Below are 18,658 nucleotides of genomic sequence, written 5' to 3' on the forward strand. Positions count from 1 at the left end.
TAAATTCCTCCTTTAAAATATAATCTTAGTTAAACGGCAGTTCTTCTTCATTGCTGTTTGCCTGCATGTATTCCTCATACTCTTCTGTGAATCGATCGATTGCCTGTGTCACTTTCATACCTGCTAAATAAGCCGTTCTGTAAGCTTTTCCATTTACAATTGAATCATATGGACGAATATCAAGATCAACTGACTGGATACGAATATTATCGAGCATCTTAACCTTATCCTCAGTAATTCTAATCATCGCTTTACCAGACTTAAGGTAAATATTAGGACCATTGTCGTTAAACTTTACTTTAACCATCATATTCATTCTTGGTGGTTCACCCTCTTCGTTCGATGGTTTGATCTTTACATTCCATCCGGCACCATCTGCATTCTTATCATTGATAAGCATTTCGGCAATCTCTTCTGTTGGAATCACAAGAGCAAAGTTTCTGTCACCCTCTCGGTTATATGTGCTGGCGGCACCTGCAAAGTTTCTGAATATAATTCTTGCGTCCTCGATTTTCAACATTCCATTTCTTGGGTTAATTGCTAATTCCATAATTTTGTTCTCCTTTTTCTTATAAATATTTTTGCAAAAATAAAAGAGCCTAAGTTCTAACACTTAAGCCCTTTCATAATATTGTCTGTTGCTTACGCGAATGGCATTTCCTCCGGAGCATTTTCCGGCACTGATATAAAATCCACGCCACCGGAAACAAACATATCGAAGTTTCCATACTTGGATATAGTATCAACAGCGTCATCCACTAATTTGTTATAAAATGTTCTATCAATACTATCTTCAAGTTCAAGAGTCTTCACCATCTCAGATTCCATCCACCGATATCCTTTTGACCCAGTTGCTGCATAGTTTTTGCCTTCGTTTACACGATATAAAACTCCACCATTTATGCCAGGTTTGACCGGAGTGAATTGACCAACACGACCCACATAGTGTAAAGCATGCCCTTTCTCAATCTCTTCCTTAAGTTTCATGGATTCTGGTTCGAATAATGTATCTGAGATTCTGCCTTTTTTGTAATCAGTCTCCAGTTTATCCATCTGCTTCTCATAAGCCGAAACGTCTGGAAGATCCTCGTTCATATCCAAATATAAATCTCCTTTGGATACCGAGAATGTCTCGCACATATCTTTAAATTCCAGCGGCTCATGAGTAAACAGTGTCTTAAATACATAAGGCACTGCAAACTGAGTTCCTGTAGCAGTCCATTCTCCAGGGTGTTTTCGATTATCTCCTGGAACATACCCATACTGCTTCATACACGTCTCTTCATCCGCATATTTTGCAATATATACAGCATCATTTACAAGGCACATACGTTCATATGTAGCCTCATGTTCAAATGTATATCCGTACATCTGACCAAAGTCCATAACAAACTGAATGATTTCTGGTGTTGCATTTGGAATTTTTATTGAATCTGTCTTTATATGAGCAACTTTGAATCCTCGTTTAAGAACTTCATTTTTTAGATCGACCATAAATAAAGCTCCACGTTTTGCAACGATATTATCTTTATTTCTTGGATCTCTAAATGGATTATCAAACTTGGCTGAAGTAAGTCCATATACGGAATTAATAGCTGTCTTCAAAGCATTAGCAAGATCGCCTGCTTCCATCTCGCCATTAATTACTTTCTGAATATACGGAGTGAGTTTACCATCAAGCATATTATTAACTTCATTCCACGCTTCATGTTTAATGCTTACACGTCCTTCTACAATATCTCTATACGCAGTCGTGTACCTCACACCAAATAAGCACTCTGCGATAGTACTATGTGGATGCATCGATGAAATATCCAGAAGAGCACACATATAATAGATTCCGGGAACTCCCTCAGCTAATCCGCCCTCACCGACTTCAACACCTCGATAGGTTGATTTTCCGAATTCAAATTTATATCCCGGAAAATATGGTAACTTTGAGTTGGTCTCGAATGGAAGATCTATGTCTTCATCTGCTGGTGAGTTAAACGGTTGACTCATCATTACCGGGCATGCTTCCTTTAAGAAGTTTTCAACATCCTTATCAAGATCATATACCGGCTTAGACAAATCTCGATAATTGAATTCATTCTGAGGTTTCTTATTCTTACCAAATATAATTCTCGTTGTAAGACTATTGGTAGAATCGTTCACTGTCATACCGGCCAGATCAGCCAAAATTTGCCTTGCAGTCCAGTCTGCAACCAGATAATCAAAAGCTGCTTCTGTTGCAATAACATCATTATCACAATATTCTGCAACTTTTACCCACAAATTTTCTGGTACAGGCTTATCCCATGGCAATCCAAGCTCCTGATGATGACTTCCAGCTTTAATTAAAGCTATCTCATCGTCAGAAAATCCTTTATGTCTAAGATCATCTGGAGTAAGATTACTCATCTCAATTTCAAGCTTCTTAAGACTTTTTTTGTTTCCGGCAGAAGCGAAATCATAAATATCAGTGTATGATAAGTTGTACGCCTCTCCAAAAAATGCATTTTTATCTTTTTCTACAATTATTTTCTGAGATAATTTAAACAATTCTTCGTTCGAATAACCCATCATTCTTGCGTATAGCATATGATTATCATATTTTCGGCAGTTAAAGCCTATCAGTTTGTATCCAATCAATTCCTCAATCTGGCTTGATGTTGGGTTTATCATCCGAATTACAGGATTTTCCTTACCTCTTAGTTTCCAATTGACTATGAATAAGTTTGGAAATACCTCACAATCATAAAATATCAATTTATCCGATTTACTATCAATACTTTCTGATGGTTCATCAGACTTAAAATGCATCTTATCAATGAGCTTCAAGCAATAATCTGCCTGATTTGTACTATTAGCCGCAAATGCCACAATATCATTGTATAGATCACTTACATCATACTTAAGTCCGCTTGTATAAGCATCTTCAAGTATTTTATATATGAAATCCATACTAGGCTTAGTTCCCGGATGAATTTCCTTCATCATATTGCGATGAATCATCGTTCTAAGCCCTTTTTCACTCTTAATAACCTCCTTATTAAGCAATTTCGTGTCTCCTTTCAGCGGTAGACCCGAGCTTATATTTGCCATAGGCAGGTTATTACATAAAGTAACTTTTCGCCTAAGCGAACTGTCACCCGTGAATACCTTTATTTCTATATTTTCATCGTAAATACGACTTAATTTACTTACATCTCCTCCTGTATAAATGTAATGTAAATGTATGCCAGCACCACTTTTACTTAACTCCGCATATGTTGCAGGCCATTTACTCGCTGCTTCGAGATTCTTTTCGAATGATTTATTTCCATCAGATCCTTTAATATCAAAATCAATTACGATATGATTTTCCGGAACCTTTGTGAAATGAAGCTTTGCAGTATCGATATCTTTCAGAGTCGTCTTACACATGCTCCATTTACATTGTGGAATACCTGCATCGGATGCGTATTGCGCCGGATATTCACTCAAAGCATCATCAAGCAAACTATGTTGGCGTTTGAATTCAATCCATGTTTCTAACTGAGCACCGATTTCTTCAGATGGGTTACTTTTTTCAAAAATATCAGTCCGAAATCCTTCGTAGTAACTCCTCACACGAGATCCATCCTCAAGTGCCACCCGGTCACTGTAATTCCAAAAATAATTTTTCAATTCCTCTTTGAAACTTCGTCTTGATTGCGGATACGGAACCCTAGCCTCGTCACAGTATGTCTGATACATTTCCCAAGCAACTTTTAATGTAACTCCATTATTTTTCTTGAAAACATGATAAGAATCCATTACAAAGTTGTAGAAATCGTTAGATGCACCCAACATATTCACCGGAATATAATTATCGTATCTGTCTGGATCGGCCAAATAGACATCCCGACAATGGCATGCGATACCACCAAGCTCAAACTTCACCGCATTTGTTGTGGTCTTATATTCGGTTGGGCTCAGTTTATTGCCGGATGGTGACACATCAATCAATCTTCGAATAAGACCAGACTTACCATCAGTAATCTTTACAGGCTTATTTGTACCCATAAATAAAAAGCACTTAAACCTGTTGGAATAAGTGCTTTTGAATTTCTCATTAACAGTCATTAGCTCATGAGATACCAAACTGTTGATTCTGGTATTATCTTCAATTTTTGATAGATCGCCATCATGCTGTATAGCAACCAATGGATTTGTTTTAAACGCTTCCAGAGCAAATGAATTTGTAGCAGAACCCAATGCTTTTGCATCAAATACTGAATAATATCCTTCGAACAATTGCATGATGATATCCAACACTGTCGATTTACCTGTTCCGGCGGCACCATATAACACCATGAATTTCTGTATATGAACAGAATCACCTGTTATAATTGCACCAATAGCCCATTCTATCTTCTGTCGTTCTTCTTCGGAATATAAAGTAGACATCAACTTATCATACGCTGAAATATCACAAGGCTCTAATGGATATGATAATCGTTTGCTAGCATAATCTTTTTTGTTGGTCTCAGTATTCGAAAATATCAATTTCTCATCCAACATATGAAATGAATCGCGCAATTGCTTCTGACAATACTTATGCCATCGATCAATCATTCCGGTCTCAGCATCCCACATATATAAGACTTTTACTGAATCAGAATAATTTGCTTTATTTTCCTCTGCAAATTTTCGCAACTCATTATCGATTAATCTAGTAGCATCTTGTTCATCTGTCGACCACAATTGTCTGGTATCATCCCATATGGCGTAGAAATCTCCACCTCGAATCATTAGATCATCGCTTTTCTTTATGATGAATTTTGGATATATCTCTACAATCCCTCGCTTAGGAGATCGTGTAGCTATCATCAAAAAATCAAGCATATTCTATATCTCCTTTAGCGTATATTGTCGAGATACCAACAAAGCTGAACCCATATTTCTACATTTCGAAGATCTTCTGGGCAATTTAAAATTGTAAATAATCCGCCTTTTCCGTTTGGTTCATATTTTCTATAAATAAAACGGTTTAAGATGTCAGATACTTTCTGTCGATTATATCTGGAGTCAGACATTGACCCCAGTCCAAGGCTTGCCACCATGGACCAGAACCAATATCCTCGTCGATCACCAATTTCAGGATTGTCCATAATATTCTCTTCACAACGAGTTGCCAATCCGATCATCATTTCCAAAATGCTACACGGCAACGCCATAAATTCCGGAAGAATATCGTCATAGCCTCGTTCTAAAGTAAAACGTCTTCTTAATGAAATACCGTCACCAGCTCTATTTTCATCTCTTTGCATTATTGGTATGAACTGCCTTGAATGTAACTCCATCAAAAGTTTACGGTATGATCTTTTGTTCTCATAATCTTCGCAAACGATATCAAGCAACCATTCAAAGTATTCATTTCTGATATCATTATCTATCATGATACCTCCTTACTGCTGATTGTAGAACTGGTTGGTCTGGCAAATTTCATAATCGGTTTCTTTCTGATCATTACGAACGCATACGAAGCCCTCTTCTTCATCACCAATATGATCCTGCCAATCATTACCGAGAACCTCATCAACGTTTTCCAAGATCTCATCATATTCATTTGTCAGAATAGAATCGCTGTAGAAGTCCAGATAAACCTTGTCGTATTCTGGTCGCTGTCCAAATTCTTCTCTGCTTATAACATATGGACGATCTTTGGTTGCGTACTCTTCGTCTTCATCCTCTTCTGCATCGGATAATTTCTCATTACTGGAATTAAGCAACGCTCTGACTGTAGCCTCCCCGATTCCAAGTTTCTGTCCGATTTCAAAATTATTTAGCCCATCAGATTTTAGCAATTCGATATTCTCGACGAGCATTGTATGCAGTTCTTTTGACTGTTCCGGTGTAGGATATCCTGTATAACCAAGATCATCACATAAAACTTCATAGTTCTTTTTATCAGTTTCTTTTTCAGCTTCAGCATCTACTTTTTTTTTTAAAGCATCTTTCACTGACTGAATTTCTTCATCCGCCAACTCCTTGTAGTATTTTCTGACACCAAGAAAAGTTATTACTGAGCCCACTGCCATTCCTAACATAAATATAGCTGTTCTATTTTTCATTTATAAACTCCTTTCATAATAAAAAAGATCCCCAGTTCTCAGCATATTTCTGTAACTGCGGATAATCATAAATATCTTGTTCCAAATTTCCAGACCCGTAACTATCGAGCCCACAATTTCAAATCATATCCAGAATTGGGCCGTCCACATTGAAATCCAGTAATAGTCCCTTCTCAATGCCATCAAGGAACCTACAATTTGCGATGTTATTGAGGTCATAGATACCAAAGTCAATAAAATTGTCTCCAACTGGATTCTTTTCATCGTAAACCCAACCAACTATCTGTCCCTCTTTTGTTGGCTGAAATCCCAGTGCAGTATAGGCTTCGTTCAAAAATACATGCCCATGAGCTTTTAAACGATCGTTCATCATATTCTGAATACTCCTCAAGTGCATTAAAGTGTACTGCGGATCGTCATCGTCATATCCCGGATTTCCTGAATAAAATATCCGAGCATAGTCAGTGAGCTTATTAGGGTCAACAACTTTTTCTGTATCTTTTACTTTAACTTCTTTGCCTTTTGAATTGACTGCTGTTTTTTCGACTTCGACTGCTTTGATATCATATCGAAGTTCTCTATCTACCTGCTCACCAAAACGATCAACAACTCTTCCGCGATAGTCTTTAAATGATCGATCAATCAACGTATATGCCGATGCCAAAGCAGCATTTCGTTTTCGAATAATGTTATGAGAAGCAAGAATACTTGTAATAGATATAGTGCCTAAGGCAATTGGCAGCGCATATGCCTTAGCAATCTGCACACCCGTCTGTACAAATACGATATACTTATCTTTCTTCATATCATCTTCTGAATAATCAATATCAGAATCATTCTGTGCTTTCTCAAATTCATCCTTGATTATAGTCATTCTTTCTTTGGAATCAGCAATAATGCTTTCCGCCTTTGTTGTAGCCTTGCATGCCGCTACCGTTCCAACAACGCCTGCGGTAATACCCATTATAAGTAATAATTCCGGACTGTGTTTTTTACATTTGAATCCAAATTTATGTACAGCTCTTGATGCTGTTTTAATAATATCTTTTTTCATGTTTTTATCTCCTTAATAATACATATCCATATCTTTTAATGCTTTAATCTGTGTTTCTGATAAACCAACAATGCCTGCCGATTCTCCTGAATCAGTATATTTGAAATATTCACCTTTCTGCGGGTACATATATCTGAACATTGCGTAGTTTGCAACGTCTGCCAAATATTCCAAATTACCGGTTTCCTTGAATTTTGCAAGACATTTTTCAAGACTTCCTATGGCGTCTACGTTACCGGTAGCAAAATTTGCACCGGCACGTCCATATTTATAGTAGCTTTGAACTATTAAATTCTTTCGAATTTTATCAAATGCAGTACTGTAGTCATGCTTTAAAATAGTCTCGCCAGTACCTAAGTCGTTAATATTCATACTGTCCTCCTAATTAAGTAATCTAGCCTTTGGTAGATTTAATATATATCCACCATTTACTCGAACGACTTCCGCGGTTCTAAGATCTGTCCAACCATATTCCATAGCTGTGTAATCACACGACATTTCCACAAGGTCATACATGTCAAACACTCGAACCTGATGATATTCTTCCAAAATATCACACATAGCCTCAAGTAAAGCGTCTGCATCCCCTCTGGTTTCGAGAATAATCTCATCATATGAAAAAATTGATGGTTTAGATTTTTCTTCCGATCTCTTCTCAGATCTATGAGACGCGGAACCGCTGCCATATGATTTGTAAGAAATGTAGCTGGATGCTTTTTTCTGATGTCGACTTTCACCATAAAGTGCCATGTCCAAACCATTTGTAATTATGTTCCATATAGCATCCTTAATATATGGACGTATTACATCGTTAATGGCATACGATTTAATGTCTCTAGCGTCTTCATTCAGAAATTTCTTACAAAACCGTCCGATAGGCCCACTTTTTTTAGTTTTAGCTGTACCAGATATTACTTTTTTATGCTCTCTTTTTGTAACATCCGGTTCTGCTTTTTTTTTCTCTAATTCCGCTTTATATTTATGAGAATTAGGTGTGTACTGTTCATTCATCTTTACGCTCCAATCTCGACAAGCTCAACATTCCCTGGTAAACTGATCCGGGTTGCAGCTGTTCGGTTATTTTTCTTTTTAAACTGATACACAAGGTTACTCTTTGCCTTTTTCTCTGAAACAGCCATCGTCTCACCTCGCCATTTATTAGCAATACACCGATCAAATTCCATAACCGGTCCATTGTATGAGTATTTATTCATCATAGGCTTAATCCTCCAATAAACTTTTAATGCCCTCCAGCAAATCTTCTTTGTCGTTTTTTGCGCGCTCGTTCTTTTCTACAGCTTTTTTCAAGTATTCTTCTGCCTTTAAAATTGCGTCTTTATTCGTAAATAACGTATTAATTGCATTGTATTTCTTGAGTGCTTCATCGCGTTCCGCATTTGCCTCTTTTATTTTTTCAAGACAATCTTTTCGTATCTCAGTGACCGTGTTAGTGCATTCCATATTTGCCATAGCAATGTCAGACTCAGCTTTATTTTTGATCTCGTTCGCTTGAGCAAGAACGTCCTGATTGGCTTTGGCTATTCTCTCGGCATGAAACTTCGCAAATTCTGTAGAATCCATATTTTTCAGCCGTTCAGCATATATCCGATCCTTTTCTACAGCAGCTTCTAATGCTGATTTTTTAAGATCATTTTCTTCCTTAACATGCTCTTTATTGATTTCATACATTTCAGCGTCATGTGTAAGTTTTGTTTCTTTCTTTTCAATGTGGCATCCCACCCAATAAGTGCCGACACCACACGAAAACAACGAAGCACCGATAACCATAAATGCTTTTCCAATTTCTTTAATGGTTTCTGTGTTTATCTTCATAACTAATCCTCCTAACAAAACAAAAAGAGAAATGCCTTGTGTAAGACATCTCTCTTGCTGTTACATAAATATAAATTACTTCTCTGATTCTTTTTCAGGTTCAATCACTTCAGAATCAACAAAGTCTGCATCGTCAGTTGCATCAACTTCTTCAGCTTTCTTTGAATTCTTCTTTTTCTTAATCCATTTAACAAGTTTCGCTGTTCCAACGCCTACTGCTGCTACGGCTATGCCGATAGCAAATCCTAAGGCTGTTGATCCACCTTCCTCGTCATCTTCATAAGAATCAACTTCATTCTCCGTTACTGTAGAAACATCCGTTACTTTCTCTTCATTTACCTCTGTTAATTCTACATTGTTGTTTTCTTCCATAATAATATCCTCCTTGAGATTATTTATTTTTATATGTTTTCATTATAGAAATTGTTTTTTACGCGATTTACCTGCCAAATCTATCAAAGTCGTAGCTTGGTCCGACATTGTAATCGATCACAATACAAGATCGCCCATCGTCAGATATCTGGGACGAGAAACTTAATCCAAGTAAACCATCTCTGCTAATATCCCAACCGAGAGTGTCGCCAATCTGTTTAGATTCTGCGATTCCAAGTTGGTCGTACCATTCATTTAACGACGCATAATTGTAGTTGGTGAGCAGACAATTGAAGTTATTTTTTGCATCTTCAATTTTCTGCATTGTTGACATAAAATACTGATTTGATATAGAATCAAGACAAAGCTGATCGGAGTTATTCGTAACGATCACGTTGCTTTTTTCTACAGGATGCTTAGCTATACGGTCTTTGCTGATAGCATCCTGTATTTCTTTTGTCTTTTCTTCGCCGACAACTTCGACTACTTTATCCTTATACTCTCTAAGTGCCGTTTCCGATATGGAATATGCAGTTGCAAGTGCTGCATTACGTTTTGCACTTACCGTACTTGCACCAATAATACATGCAGCTGACATAATTGTAGTAACTGCCGCAGGAAGATACGGCTTCCATGCTGTTTTTACAACTTCAACAGGTGTTAATTTGTCACCTTTTTCTTTCTCAGCTTCTTCAATCAATCGCAATGCCTTTGGGGTTGCCTTTACCGCCGAAATAGTTGCAGCAAATCCTCCTGCTACCCCAATACCGGTCAGTATTGCAGGGGCTTTTTTTACAAATACCTTCTTTGCACCTTTTGCAAATGTTGTTATGAAGTTTTTCTTCATTTTCTTATTCCTCCTTGTGAAAAATAAAAAGAAGAGCCCTAAGACTCCTCTTCATCATCTTGATTAATGCTTCTTGCATTCAATTTTTCATCGATTTTTGCATCCAATGTCCGCTCGTCAACCCAATCTTTCGTGAGTGTTACTAATAAGCCTACACCTGATGCTACTATTCCGATGATCTTTAATACTTTTGAATTCATAGCATTTGTCCTCCTTTCTCATTATAGCCTTTGTGTTTTTTGCGAATTTACTGCCATCCGCAAAGCCAATCTTCGTCAGGTTCAAAAATACAATTTATTGCATACATTGGTTCCCCGTTATGAGTACGTTTCATTTTTGTATGCTCAAAATCAAGCCAGTATGCTCCAGAATCAATAGACCATCCTGCATTATCCCCGTCAGGAATCTCTTTTAATCCGAGAAAATCCAGATATTCATTGATCGATATAAAACCACCCAAAACATAATTCCGGTTAAGATGGTATTCTGCATCCATTACAGTACGTTCGTATGCTCGGAATGTCTGATGGGATATTGGTTCATAAAAAAGTATCTTTTTATCCGGCTGATCAAAATCAATCGCATGATAGGTGCAATGCTCCCTTGCTACGGCATCTCTAACTTCTTTGTCTGCATCACTACCGTAAATATCAATAAGTTTTGATCGATATTCGTTAAATGATTCTGTTACTAACGAACATGCCGCAGATAATGAAGTCTGTCGTTTCTCGTTGACCACGCAAGATACCACAATAGATGCTATGGTTAATGATCCTGTAATAATTGTAGGTATATAAGCTGGTGTAGCAGTTTTAGCCATCTGAAGCTTAGTCATCGGTTTGTCATTTTTTTCATTTGCATCATCGATCAATCGTAAAGCTTTAGGTGTATCATGTATTGCACTGATACCAGTTGCCACAACACCTATAATACTAATCGATGCGATAATTGTTGATGAGTGTTTCTTTGCAAATGCTCCTATGGTTGGTATAATTCCTTTCATGGTTCCTCCTTAATTTTTATTAATAAAAAATAAAAGACGAATCCATAATGAATCCGCCTTTTTGCTTTTATTTTCTTCTTTTAATAAGCCATCTGCCAAGCAATATTAAGAACCCTATACATACAATCACATCTCCAAATATCAGTATAAATGCACTACCTCCAACTGAGACAGCTACAATTACAACTGCTGTAAGGATCAGTATTGTCAGTAATATAATTGTTAATAATATCATTTCATCACGCTCCTTTGCTTTTTCTTCATTAAATGAATTGCATTTCACGCGATAAAACAAAAAGAAGAGCCCTAAGGCTCCTCCTCTGAAGTATCAATGTTTTTGTTCTTATGCTCTGATATTTTGTCTTTAATTATTGAATATATAGGCTGTGAAAATATAATTACAAAACATAACATTGTATAGATAATACATCCAAACCAATGCTTTTTGTAAAATTCGTTACCCGCTTTCCGCAGTTCAATATAATCCTTTATAAATTTTTTCATACTAATACCTCCTTAAAAATATAAACATTAATTTCTCATAAAGTGGTATGTATTTCACGCGATAAAACAAAAAGAAGAGCCCTAAGGCTCCTCCTCATACTGTTTATTAATAGTTTCTACAGTTCCTTCAGCCATTTCCGCTATAAATTTCGTTCGCAATTTATGCTTACCATCATTATTACTACAAAGGTCAATTACTTCAACTGGGCTATATTCGTCGTTATACTTTGCCATTACGCCAAGCATATAACCTTTCCCCATGTCATAGAATAATTGACATGCTCCATAAATAATTGCTCCAATAATACAATTTTTTGCCACTTTTTTCATAGTAAATAGCCTCCTTTGCTTTTTCTTCATTAAATGAATTGCATTTCACGCGATAATTCAAATGTTAGATCGGTCAAAGCATGTCTCCCAACGCTCTTTAGGTATAGGTTTCATTTTTAATGCCCACATTATTTGACGAATAGTTACAGTCGGATATAAACCGCCTGATACCTCACCTGATTTACTGTCAAAAAACTCTTTAAATCCAGGATGTAAATATAATACATCTGTAAGCCATGGATCTATTTCAGTCCACCATGTTTTCTTCGTAACCGGATCATATCTTTGCTGTATCACAGCTAAACCTGCACGACCAATCTTATATAAAGTACATTGCGAATATACCGGATGGTCACATCTGTATGTTTCGCCATACATGGATGTATATTTTCGAGGCTTTTCGAAATGATATCGCATCATGAATGCCTCCGAGATTTCTTATTACTCGGTGATTTTATGCCAAGTAATTCCTTTATTGTTGACGAAAGCAGCAACTGGTTGTCAGCCATCTGTATGTATAATCTCGCAAGATCATTAATTCTCTTCTCTAATTCTTCAATTTTATTATTTTCATCCATTTTTATTTTCTCCTTTCAAAAAATAAAGACCCAATGTATTTCTACACTGAGTCTTCACTCGATCATGTTTTCATGTTTTTACTTCTTAGGTAATAACTTATTTACAAATCCTTTGCCAAGAAGAGTCGTAGGCATATATCCTTCACTCTCATACTTAAATGTGTAATGTGTACCCCAGATTACGGTTACCACTGGCACGCCAATTTCCAGTATCTTTATACCGCGATCAATCCATTTATCCCATTTTCTACTTTTAGTCTCTGCCTGCTGCTTATCGATTTCTGCTTCTGCCCGCATTCTTTCGATTCTAAGTTCTTCATCATGCCGACTTTTTTCCATCTCAAGCTGCATCTGCTTTACCTCAAGCTCTTTGAGTTTAATGGTTTTCTCGGTAAGTACTGCAATATTGTCTACCGCTTTTCCGTACGCATCAGTATTAATCTCCACATTCTGTATAGCGCTAATGCCGCTACTAATCTCTTCATCAAATGTTTTAATTAATTTGTCTTTCTCCATGTTTACCTCCTAAAAATATAATTTTTACATGTTCCATTAAACGGTATGTTAATCCTGCGAATTGCTTCGCTCTAATATGATTCGCTTTTTATCAAGCAGATTGGCGTTTTGTGGAATTCGAACTGTGATCGTATACTCTCCCGGTTCTTCGATTTCATCCACCGGAACAAGCATAAATTTACCATATGTGGTTTTATAATGATGAACCGCACAGGTAGTCGTACTACCAATTATTGCTCCAATCATTAAACCGATCCAAAGCATATATTTATCCTCCTTTCGCTATTGTATAAATATAAATGTTTTTGCCGTCACCTGAGTACGGAAAAATAAAAGAGAACCGGATTCGAACCGATATCCCTGAATATACATCCAGTGTTTTACCATTAAACTATTCTCTCATAATACAAATTGTAAATTGCGCGAAAAAATAAGAGAGCCCTTAGTTAGGACTCTCCCTCGTCTGTGAAATTTGCATACACAAATAATATAAATATGATTCCAGGCATCAATATCGTCTGTGCCCATAAACCCCACGATAATGTTTCACCATTACATGAATGAATGTTAATAAACAACACCAAAACACTTAAAATCCATAAAATTATTTTTGTTTTTCGCATAATAACTCACTCCTTTCAATACAGGAGCTGTAAGATACGCGAAAAAACGAAAGGGCCTGTAATCAAAATTACAAGTCCTCCCGATAACCCTTTATGCTTCAATATCTTTCTGAGTATCATCAATCAAATTATTAAGCTTAACCAATGCACTTTTCTCATCGCCATTGTTCAAAAGCTCTCTGATTTCTTTCAGATCTCTCAATAATTTTCTACTGAATGCAATAAATTCTTTCATGTTATCTTCCATGTTACTTGCCTCCTTTTCTGACAAGCCCTTTCTATTAAGATAAGGACGATAGTATAACATATTATAAATCATCCTTTCATAATAGTCACTGCAAAATTAGCGAAAAAATAAGAAAGAGTCCGTGATTAGGACTCCTTCCCATTTACTTACTATAAACTTCTTTTTCAAGTTTATCTACTTTGATAATTGCGAGTGCTAAAGCATCTGTCATAACATCAATCAACTCTTTCTGAATATTAACCTCAGCCTCGAGTCGTTTAATTTTATCCTTCAGTTTAGCATCTTTCTTTTTACTCATAATAACATCCTCCTTAAAAATATAAGTTTATTGTTTTCATTACAGGAGCTGTTATTTTCGCGACTTATCAAGTAGATAAAAGAACTTCCTATACCGGTTGTAGTATGTATCTTTAGAACACGGAATTTCTAACCTAGCTTTAAGCGTTTCATAGGATAGCCCTTCTGTTATTCCTTTGAAAATATAAATACCCAAGTCGGGATCTGCTTCATATACGGCATCTTTAATCATATCCATACGAACTGAATAATACATTCTTTTTTCTGCAACATCGAAGGTTGGATCTCCATATCCGGTTGGCTTTGTAAGGAGTTTCCCAGGTGCCGAAGAAAACCCATTCAAGGATGTATACTCTTGATTCCATATCGGATATTGTAGGCAAAAATGCTTCAATTCATAATACCGGTGTTTTTCCAACCAATACTCATTCTTTTTTGATAGTTCAGGTCTTATTACTGTACTCATATCTTCCGTTCTCCTTTCCAGACATAGCCCGTATCTTCCCATAGTTTCTTTGGTGAAATATAAAAATTGATACGCCCGTATCTTGAATCCATTTCTTCCAATTTTGTCACCATAGCACCATTTCTAGTGGCTCGTCCAATAGGTAGCCATCCACATACAATACCGGTTCGTACCCAATTAGCATCTTTGCCATATACTTTAGCTGCTACAGCTACTGGAACCGAACCTTCTGCAAATATAACTTCGCTCATTCGCTATCACCTCCTAGCAATAACCATTCTAGGATAATGACTACTATTTTGTTAAACGGACTTGAGTGGTAAATTTTGGAAATATCAGTCTAATTTACCCTTATCGTGTTCTTTTTTCCACTCTTTGATGGTTGTTTCACTTGGATAATCTTCAAAACCAAGCGTTTCGTTTGTGATGGTACCGTCAAGTACACCGCGTATAATTTCAGCATCGTATTGCTTAAACGGAAAGATTTCTTCCGGAATTAATCGATGAATTTTAAAACATTTCTTACACTTAAATCTTTTCATTTTTATGCGTTTCACGTTTCCATTTTCAATTTTGACCATTCTATTCACTTGATCGTAGTACTTTAGCTCCCCTCCACAATAAGGACATTCTAATTTATACCCCTGTATCATATACACCCCGAAATTCTATCCTAGATTAGAAAATATAAACCCCACAAAAGAAAAATGTAGGAGTTGACAAACTTCTACACCGTAGTATATGATACATTAAAATTTTTATTCAGAAAGGAGAAACTAACATGTTAATAAAATGTCCAGAATGCGAACTACAAGTTAGCGATAAAGCAGTTGTATGTCCTCACTGTGGTTTTGTGATTAACCATAAGCAGCTTCGAAAAGTTAACGTGGCCTCTAAAAGGCGTCGCTTACCAAATGGATTTGGTCAGATAACGGAATTGAAGAACAAAAACCTACGCAATCCATTTCGTGCATATGTTACTGTTGGAAAAGATTCTCAAGGTAGATGCATTCAACGTCCATTAAAACCTCAAACCTATTTTCCTACATATAACGAGGCTTATGCTGCGCTTATCGAATACAACAAAAATCCATATGATCTTGATCGTGATTTAACAGTCAAGCAACTATATGAAAAATGGATCGACACATACTTTAAAACATTAAAAAGTAAATCAGGAACCCGAACCATTACGTCAGCTTGGCGATATTGTTCTACAATTTACGATATGCGGGCTAAAGACGTTCGAGCCAGGCATATTAAGGGATGTATGGATAACGGCACCGTAACTGATAAAAATGGTGTTAAGCATGCCTCAGCTAATACGAAAGAAAAAATAAAGTCCATGTTTAATTTGATGTTTGATTATGCTCTTGAATTTGAGTTAGTGGATAAGAATTATGCCAGAACATTCAAGTTATCCGATGAGGTCGTAAATGAAGCCGAAGAGGCAAAGAAACCTCACATCGATTTTACTGATGAAGAAATTCAAACATTATGGAATCACGTTGATGATTTGCAGTATGTAGATATTGTGTTATTCCAATGCTATTCCGGTTGGAGACCTCAAGAAATTGGGTTGCTTGAATTAAAAAATGTTGATTTAGAAAATGGATTTATTACTGGCGGAATGAAGACACCGGCGGGGATTGACCGCTTAGTTCCTATTCATCCAAAAATAAAAGCCATTGTAGAAAGAAACTATACTCTTGCTCAAGAAATAGGCAGCGACTATTTATTTAATTGCACGGATACTCATACACATCGCAGTTCATATAAAATGACCTACGATAAGTATAGGCATAGATTTGATGATATATGCCAAGCTCTTGAGCTAAATCCAGAGCATCGAGCTCATGATCCAAGAGTACAATTTATAACCATGGCTAAGCGTTATGGTGTAGACGAATATGCTGTCAAATACATGGTAGGTCATCAGATCAAAGATGTAACTGAAGCAATCTACACAAAACGCAAGCCAGAATGGTTACAAACTGAAATAAGAAAAATAAAATAGCCTGTTTATGATGTAGGAGTACGGTGTAGGAGTAATGTAGGAGTAATGTAGGAATGACCCACTTTTTACTCCATTTTACCACTACACCACACTCTGAAATTTGGCTTATTTCCTAGTTTTTTTAGAACTTACCAGCCTTTGCTGCTTCCTCTACAGAAACAGCTACAGCAACTGTCATACCAACCATAGGGTTGTTACCAGCACCGATCAGACCCATCATTTCTACATGAGCAGGTACGGATGATGAACCAGCGAACTGAGCGTCACTGTGCATACGTCCAAGTGTATCTGTCATACCGTAGGAAGCAGGACCTGCTGCCATGTTATCTGGGTGAAGTGTACGACCTGTACCACCACCTGAAGCAACTGAGAAGTACTTCTTTCCTAACTCGTTACATTCCTTCTTGTAAGTACCAGCTACCGGATGCTGGAAACGAGTTGGGTTTGTTGAGTTACCGGTGATAGATACATCAACACCCTCTTTGTGCATGATAGCAACACCTTCTGGTACAGAGTTTGCACCATAGCAGTTAACCTTTGCACGAAGTCCTTCTGAGTAAGACTTTCTGAATACTTCTTTAACTGTGTTTGTATATGGATCATACTCAGTCTCAACAAATGTGAAACCGTTAATTCTTGAAATAATCTGAGCAGCATCCTTACCAAGACCGTTTAAGATAACACGAAGTGGCTCTTTACGAACTTTGTTAGCTTTCTCTGCGATACCGATCGCACCTTCTGCTGCTGCGAATGACTCATGTCCTGCTAAGAAACAGAAGCACTTTGTCTCTTCTTCCAGTAACATCTTACCAAGGTTACCATGTCCAAGACCAACCTTACGTGTATCAGCAACTGAACCTGGAATACAGAATGACTGAAGGCCTTCACCGATTGCTGCTGCAGCTTCTGAAGCCTTTCTGCAGTTCTTCTTGATTGCGATTGCTGCACCTACTGTGTATGCCCAGCATGCATTCTCAAAACAAATAGGCTGAATGCTCTTTACCTGATTGTATACGTCTAAACCAGCATCCTTTGTGATCTTCTCTGCCTCTTCGATTGAGGAGATACCGTAGCTGTTTAATACTTCATTAATCTGTTTGATTCTTCTTTCATATGATTCAAATAATGCCATTATATCGTTACCTCCTTCTATTATTTCTCAATCTCTTTGTCTGTACGTGGGTCGATGAGTTTAACTGCATCTGCAACACGTCCATACTGTCCACATGACTTCTCATAAGCTGTGTTAGGGTCATCACCCTTCTTAATGAAATCAGTCATCTTACCAAGGTTAACGAATTTATATCCAATGATCATACCTTCTTCATCAAGAGCGATAGCATTTACATATCCTTCAGCCATCTCAAGGTATCTAGGACCCTTCTTTAATGTACCGTACATAGTACCAACCTGTGAACGAAGTCCCTTACCAAGATCTTCAAGACCAGCACCGATAGCAAGTCCATCCTCTGAGAATGCACTCTGTGAACGACCGTATACGATCTGTAAGAATAACTCTCTCATAGCTGTGTTGATAGCATCACAAACAAGGTCTGTGTTAAGAGCTTCCATAACTGTAAGTCCCGGAAGGATCTCTGCTGCCATAGCTGCTGAATGAGTCATACCTGAACATCCAACTGTCTCAACTAATGCTTCCTGAATAATTCCTTCCTTAACATTTAATGTCAGCTTGCAGGCACCCTGCTGTGGTGCACACCAGCCAATACCATGTGTAAAGCCTGAAATATCCTTTACTTCTTTTGCCTGTACCCATTTTGCTTCTTCTGGAATTGGAGCACATCCATGATGTACGCCCTGTCCAACTGGGCACATGTTTTCAACTTCCTGTGAATAAATCATTGTGAATCTCCTTTCGAAATATGAAAATCTGCTT

Annotated in this window: 28 protein-coding genes and 1 tRNA gene; 1 reads left to right on the forward strand and 28 read right to left on the reverse strand. The window is 37.1% G+C overall.

Annotated features, from left to right (window positions below; genetic code table 11):
- Positions 1-25 precede the first annotated feature (25 nt).
- From WKT03_RS05010 to WKT03_RS05135, 26 genes are all read right to left on the reverse strand, one after another.
- Positions 26-550 (reverse strand): hypothetical protein, encoded by a 525-nt coding sequence (locus WKT03_RS05010; protein ID WP_340391035.1) that lies wholly within the window; start codon positions 548-550, stop codon positions 26-28.
- A gap of 92 nt (positions 551-642) precedes the next feature.
- A complete protein-coding gene (locus tag WKT03_RS05015; RefSeq protein ID WP_340391036.1) occupies positions 643-4,848 on the reverse strand; it encodes a DUF5906 domain-containing protein in 4,206 nt (1,401 codons plus the stop codon).
- A gap of 14 nt (positions 4,849-4,862) precedes the next feature.
- Positions 4,863-5,402, reverse strand: a complete 540-nt coding sequence (locus WKT03_RS05020; RefSeq protein ID WP_340391037.1) for a hypothetical protein — start codon at positions 5,400-5,402, stop codon at positions 4,863-4,865.
- A gap of 9 nt (positions 5,403-5,411) precedes the next feature.
- Positions 5,412-6,077 carry a helix-turn-helix transcriptional regulator gene (locus tag WKT03_RS05025; protein WP_340391038.1) on the reverse strand — a complete coding sequence of 222 codons (666 nt, stop codon included), beginning with the start codon at positions 6,075-6,077 and terminating at the stop codon, positions 5,412-5,414.
- Positions 6,078-6,195: 118 nt separating this feature from the next.
- Entirely contained in the window at positions 6,196-7,131 is a 936-nt protein-coding gene (locus WKT03_RS05030; protein WP_340391039.1) for a DUF6353 family protein, read from the reverse strand.
- A gap of 12 nt (positions 7,132-7,143) precedes the next feature.
- A complete protein-coding gene (locus tag WKT03_RS05035; RefSeq protein WP_340391040.1) occupies positions 7,144-7,503 on the reverse strand; it encodes a hypothetical protein in 360 nt (119 codons plus the stop codon).
- A gap of 9 nt (positions 7,504-7,512) precedes the next feature.
- Positions 7,513-8,142, reverse strand: coding sequence for a hypothetical protein (locus WKT03_RS05040; RefSeq protein ID WP_340391041.1), 630 nt, complete (start codon positions 8,140-8,142; stop codon positions 7,513-7,515).
- A gap of 2 nt (positions 8,143-8,144) precedes the next feature.
- Positions 8,145-8,348 carry a hypothetical protein gene (locus WKT03_RS05045; protein WP_340391042.1) on the reverse strand — a complete coding sequence of 68 codons (204 nt, stop codon included), beginning with the start codon at positions 8,346-8,348 and terminating at the stop codon, positions 8,145-8,147.
- Between the two features lie 4 nt (positions 8,349-8,352).
- Positions 8,353-8,964, reverse strand: a complete 612-nt coding sequence (locus WKT03_RS05050) for a hypothetical protein (protein ID WP_340391043.1) — start codon at positions 8,962-8,964, stop codon at positions 8,353-8,355.
- A 75-nt stretch (positions 8,965-9,039) separates the two neighbouring features.
- The gene (locus WKT03_RS05055) at positions 9,040-9,336 is read right to left on the reverse strand and encodes a hypothetical protein (protein WP_340391044.1); all 297 of its coding nucleotides are present in this window, start codon (positions 9,334-9,336) and stop codon (positions 9,040-9,042) included.
- A 67-nt stretch (positions 9,337-9,403) separates the two neighbouring features.
- Positions 9,404-10,183: a DUF6353 family protein gene (locus WKT03_RS05060; protein WP_340391045.1), complete on the reverse strand. Its 780-nt coding sequence runs from the start codon at positions 10,181-10,183 to the stop codon at positions 9,404-9,406.
- A gap of 38 nt (positions 10,184-10,221) precedes the next feature.
- Entirely contained in the window at positions 10,222-10,383 is a 162-nt protein-coding gene (locus WKT03_RS05065) for a hypothetical protein (RefSeq protein ID WP_340391046.1), read from the reverse strand.
- 47 nt (positions 10,384-10,430) lie between these two features.
- Positions 10,431-11,186 carry a DUF6353 family protein gene (locus WKT03_RS05070; RefSeq protein WP_340391047.1) on the reverse strand — a complete coding sequence of 252 codons (756 nt, stop codon included), beginning with the start codon at positions 11,184-11,186 and terminating at the stop codon, positions 10,431-10,433.
- 67 nt (positions 11,187-11,253) lie between these two features.
- On the reverse strand, positions 11,254-11,421 hold the full coding sequence (locus tag WKT03_RS05075) for a hypothetical protein (protein ID WP_340391048.1): 168 nt from the start codon (positions 11,419-11,421) through the stop codon (positions 11,254-11,256).
- A 71-nt stretch (positions 11,422-11,492) separates the two neighbouring features.
- Positions 11,493-11,690: a hypothetical protein gene (locus tag WKT03_RS05080; RefSeq protein WP_340391049.1), complete on the reverse strand. Its 198-nt coding sequence runs from the start codon at positions 11,688-11,690 to the stop codon at positions 11,493-11,495.
- Positions 11,691-11,771: 81 nt separating this feature from the next.
- Positions 11,772-12,020: a hypothetical protein gene (locus WKT03_RS05085; protein ID WP_340391050.1), complete on the reverse strand. Its 249-nt coding sequence runs from the start codon at positions 12,018-12,020 to the stop codon at positions 11,772-11,774.
- 57 nt (positions 12,021-12,077) lie between these two features.
- A complete protein-coding gene (locus tag WKT03_RS05090) occupies positions 12,078-12,440 on the reverse strand; it encodes a hypothetical protein (protein ID WP_340391051.1) in 363 nt (120 codons plus the stop codon).
- A complete protein-coding gene (locus WKT03_RS05095; RefSeq protein WP_340391052.1) occupies positions 12,437-12,598 on the reverse strand; it encodes a hypothetical protein in 162 nt (53 codons plus the stop codon). Before WKT03_RS05095 ends, WKT03_RS05090 begins: the two co-directional genes overlap by 4 nt.
- A gap of 78 nt (positions 12,599-12,676) precedes the next feature.
- On the reverse strand, positions 12,677-13,114 hold the full coding sequence (locus tag WKT03_RS05100) for a hypothetical protein (RefSeq protein WP_340391053.1): 438 nt from the start codon (positions 13,112-13,114) through the stop codon (positions 12,677-12,679).
- Positions 13,115-13,162: 48 nt separating this feature from the next.
- The gene (locus WKT03_RS05105) at positions 13,163-13,378 is read right to left on the reverse strand and encodes a hypothetical protein (RefSeq protein ID WP_340391054.1); all 216 of its coding nucleotides are present in this window, start codon (positions 13,376-13,378) and stop codon (positions 13,163-13,165) included.
- Positions 13,379-13,444: 66 nt separating this feature from the next.
- A tRNA-OTHER gene (locus tag WKT03_RS05110) sits at positions 13,445-13,515 on the reverse strand.
- A gap of 313 nt (positions 13,516-13,828) precedes the next feature.
- Positions 13,829-13,984, reverse strand: a complete 156-nt coding sequence (locus tag WKT03_RS05115; RefSeq protein ID WP_340391055.1) for a hypothetical protein — start codon at positions 13,982-13,984, stop codon at positions 13,829-13,831.
- Between the two features lie 142 nt (positions 13,985-14,126).
- Positions 14,127-14,282 (reverse strand): hypothetical protein, encoded by a 156-nt coding sequence (locus tag WKT03_RS05120; protein ID WP_340391056.1) that lies wholly within the window; start codon positions 14,280-14,282, stop codon positions 14,127-14,129.
- 51 nt (positions 14,283-14,333) lie between these two features.
- Positions 14,334-14,747: a hypothetical protein gene (locus WKT03_RS05125; RefSeq protein WP_340391057.1), complete on the reverse strand. Its 414-nt coding sequence runs from the start codon at positions 14,745-14,747 to the stop codon at positions 14,334-14,336.
- Positions 14,744-14,998, reverse strand: a complete 255-nt coding sequence (locus tag WKT03_RS05130) for a hypothetical protein (protein WP_340391058.1) — start codon at positions 14,996-14,998, stop codon at positions 14,744-14,746. Before WKT03_RS05130 ends, WKT03_RS05125 begins: the two co-directional genes overlap by 4 nt.
- Before the next feature lie 84 nt (positions 14,999-15,082).
- Positions 15,083-15,400: a DUF6431 domain-containing protein gene (locus tag WKT03_RS05135; protein ID WP_340391059.1), complete on the reverse strand. Its 318-nt coding sequence runs from the start codon at positions 15,398-15,400 to the stop codon at positions 15,083-15,085.
- 128 nt (positions 15,401-15,528) lie between these two features.
- Here WKT03_RS05135 and WKT03_RS05140 point away from each other — a divergent pair, with 128 nt between their 5' ends.
- Entirely contained in the window at positions 15,529-16,764 is a 1,236-nt protein-coding gene (locus WKT03_RS05140; protein WP_340391060.1) for a tyrosine-type recombinase/integrase, read from the forward strand.
- A gap of 121 nt (positions 16,765-16,885) precedes the next feature.
- Here WKT03_RS05140 and WKT03_RS05145 read toward each other — a convergent pair whose 3' ends face one another.
- Together WKT03_RS05145 and WKT03_RS05150 are read right to left on the reverse strand one after the other, a co-directional pair.
- Positions 16,886-17,896, reverse strand: coding sequence for a GGGtGRT protein (locus tag WKT03_RS05145; RefSeq protein ID WP_008401547.1), 1,011 nt, complete (start codon positions 17,894-17,896; stop codon positions 16,886-16,888).
- Positions 17,897-17,916: 20 nt separating this feature from the next.
- Positions 17,917-18,624, reverse strand: a complete 708-nt coding sequence (locus WKT03_RS05150) for an iron-sulfur cluster assembly scaffold protein (protein ID WP_008401546.1) — start codon at positions 18,622-18,624, stop codon at positions 17,917-17,919.
- Between the last annotated feature and the right edge of the window lie 34 nt (positions 18,625-18,658).

It is taken from the genome of Coprococcus sp. HCN-4056 (assembly GCF_037892645.1).
Classification (GTDB): Bacteria; Bacillota; Clostridia; order Lachnospirales; family Lachnospiraceae; genus Coprococcus; species Coprococcus ammoniilyticus.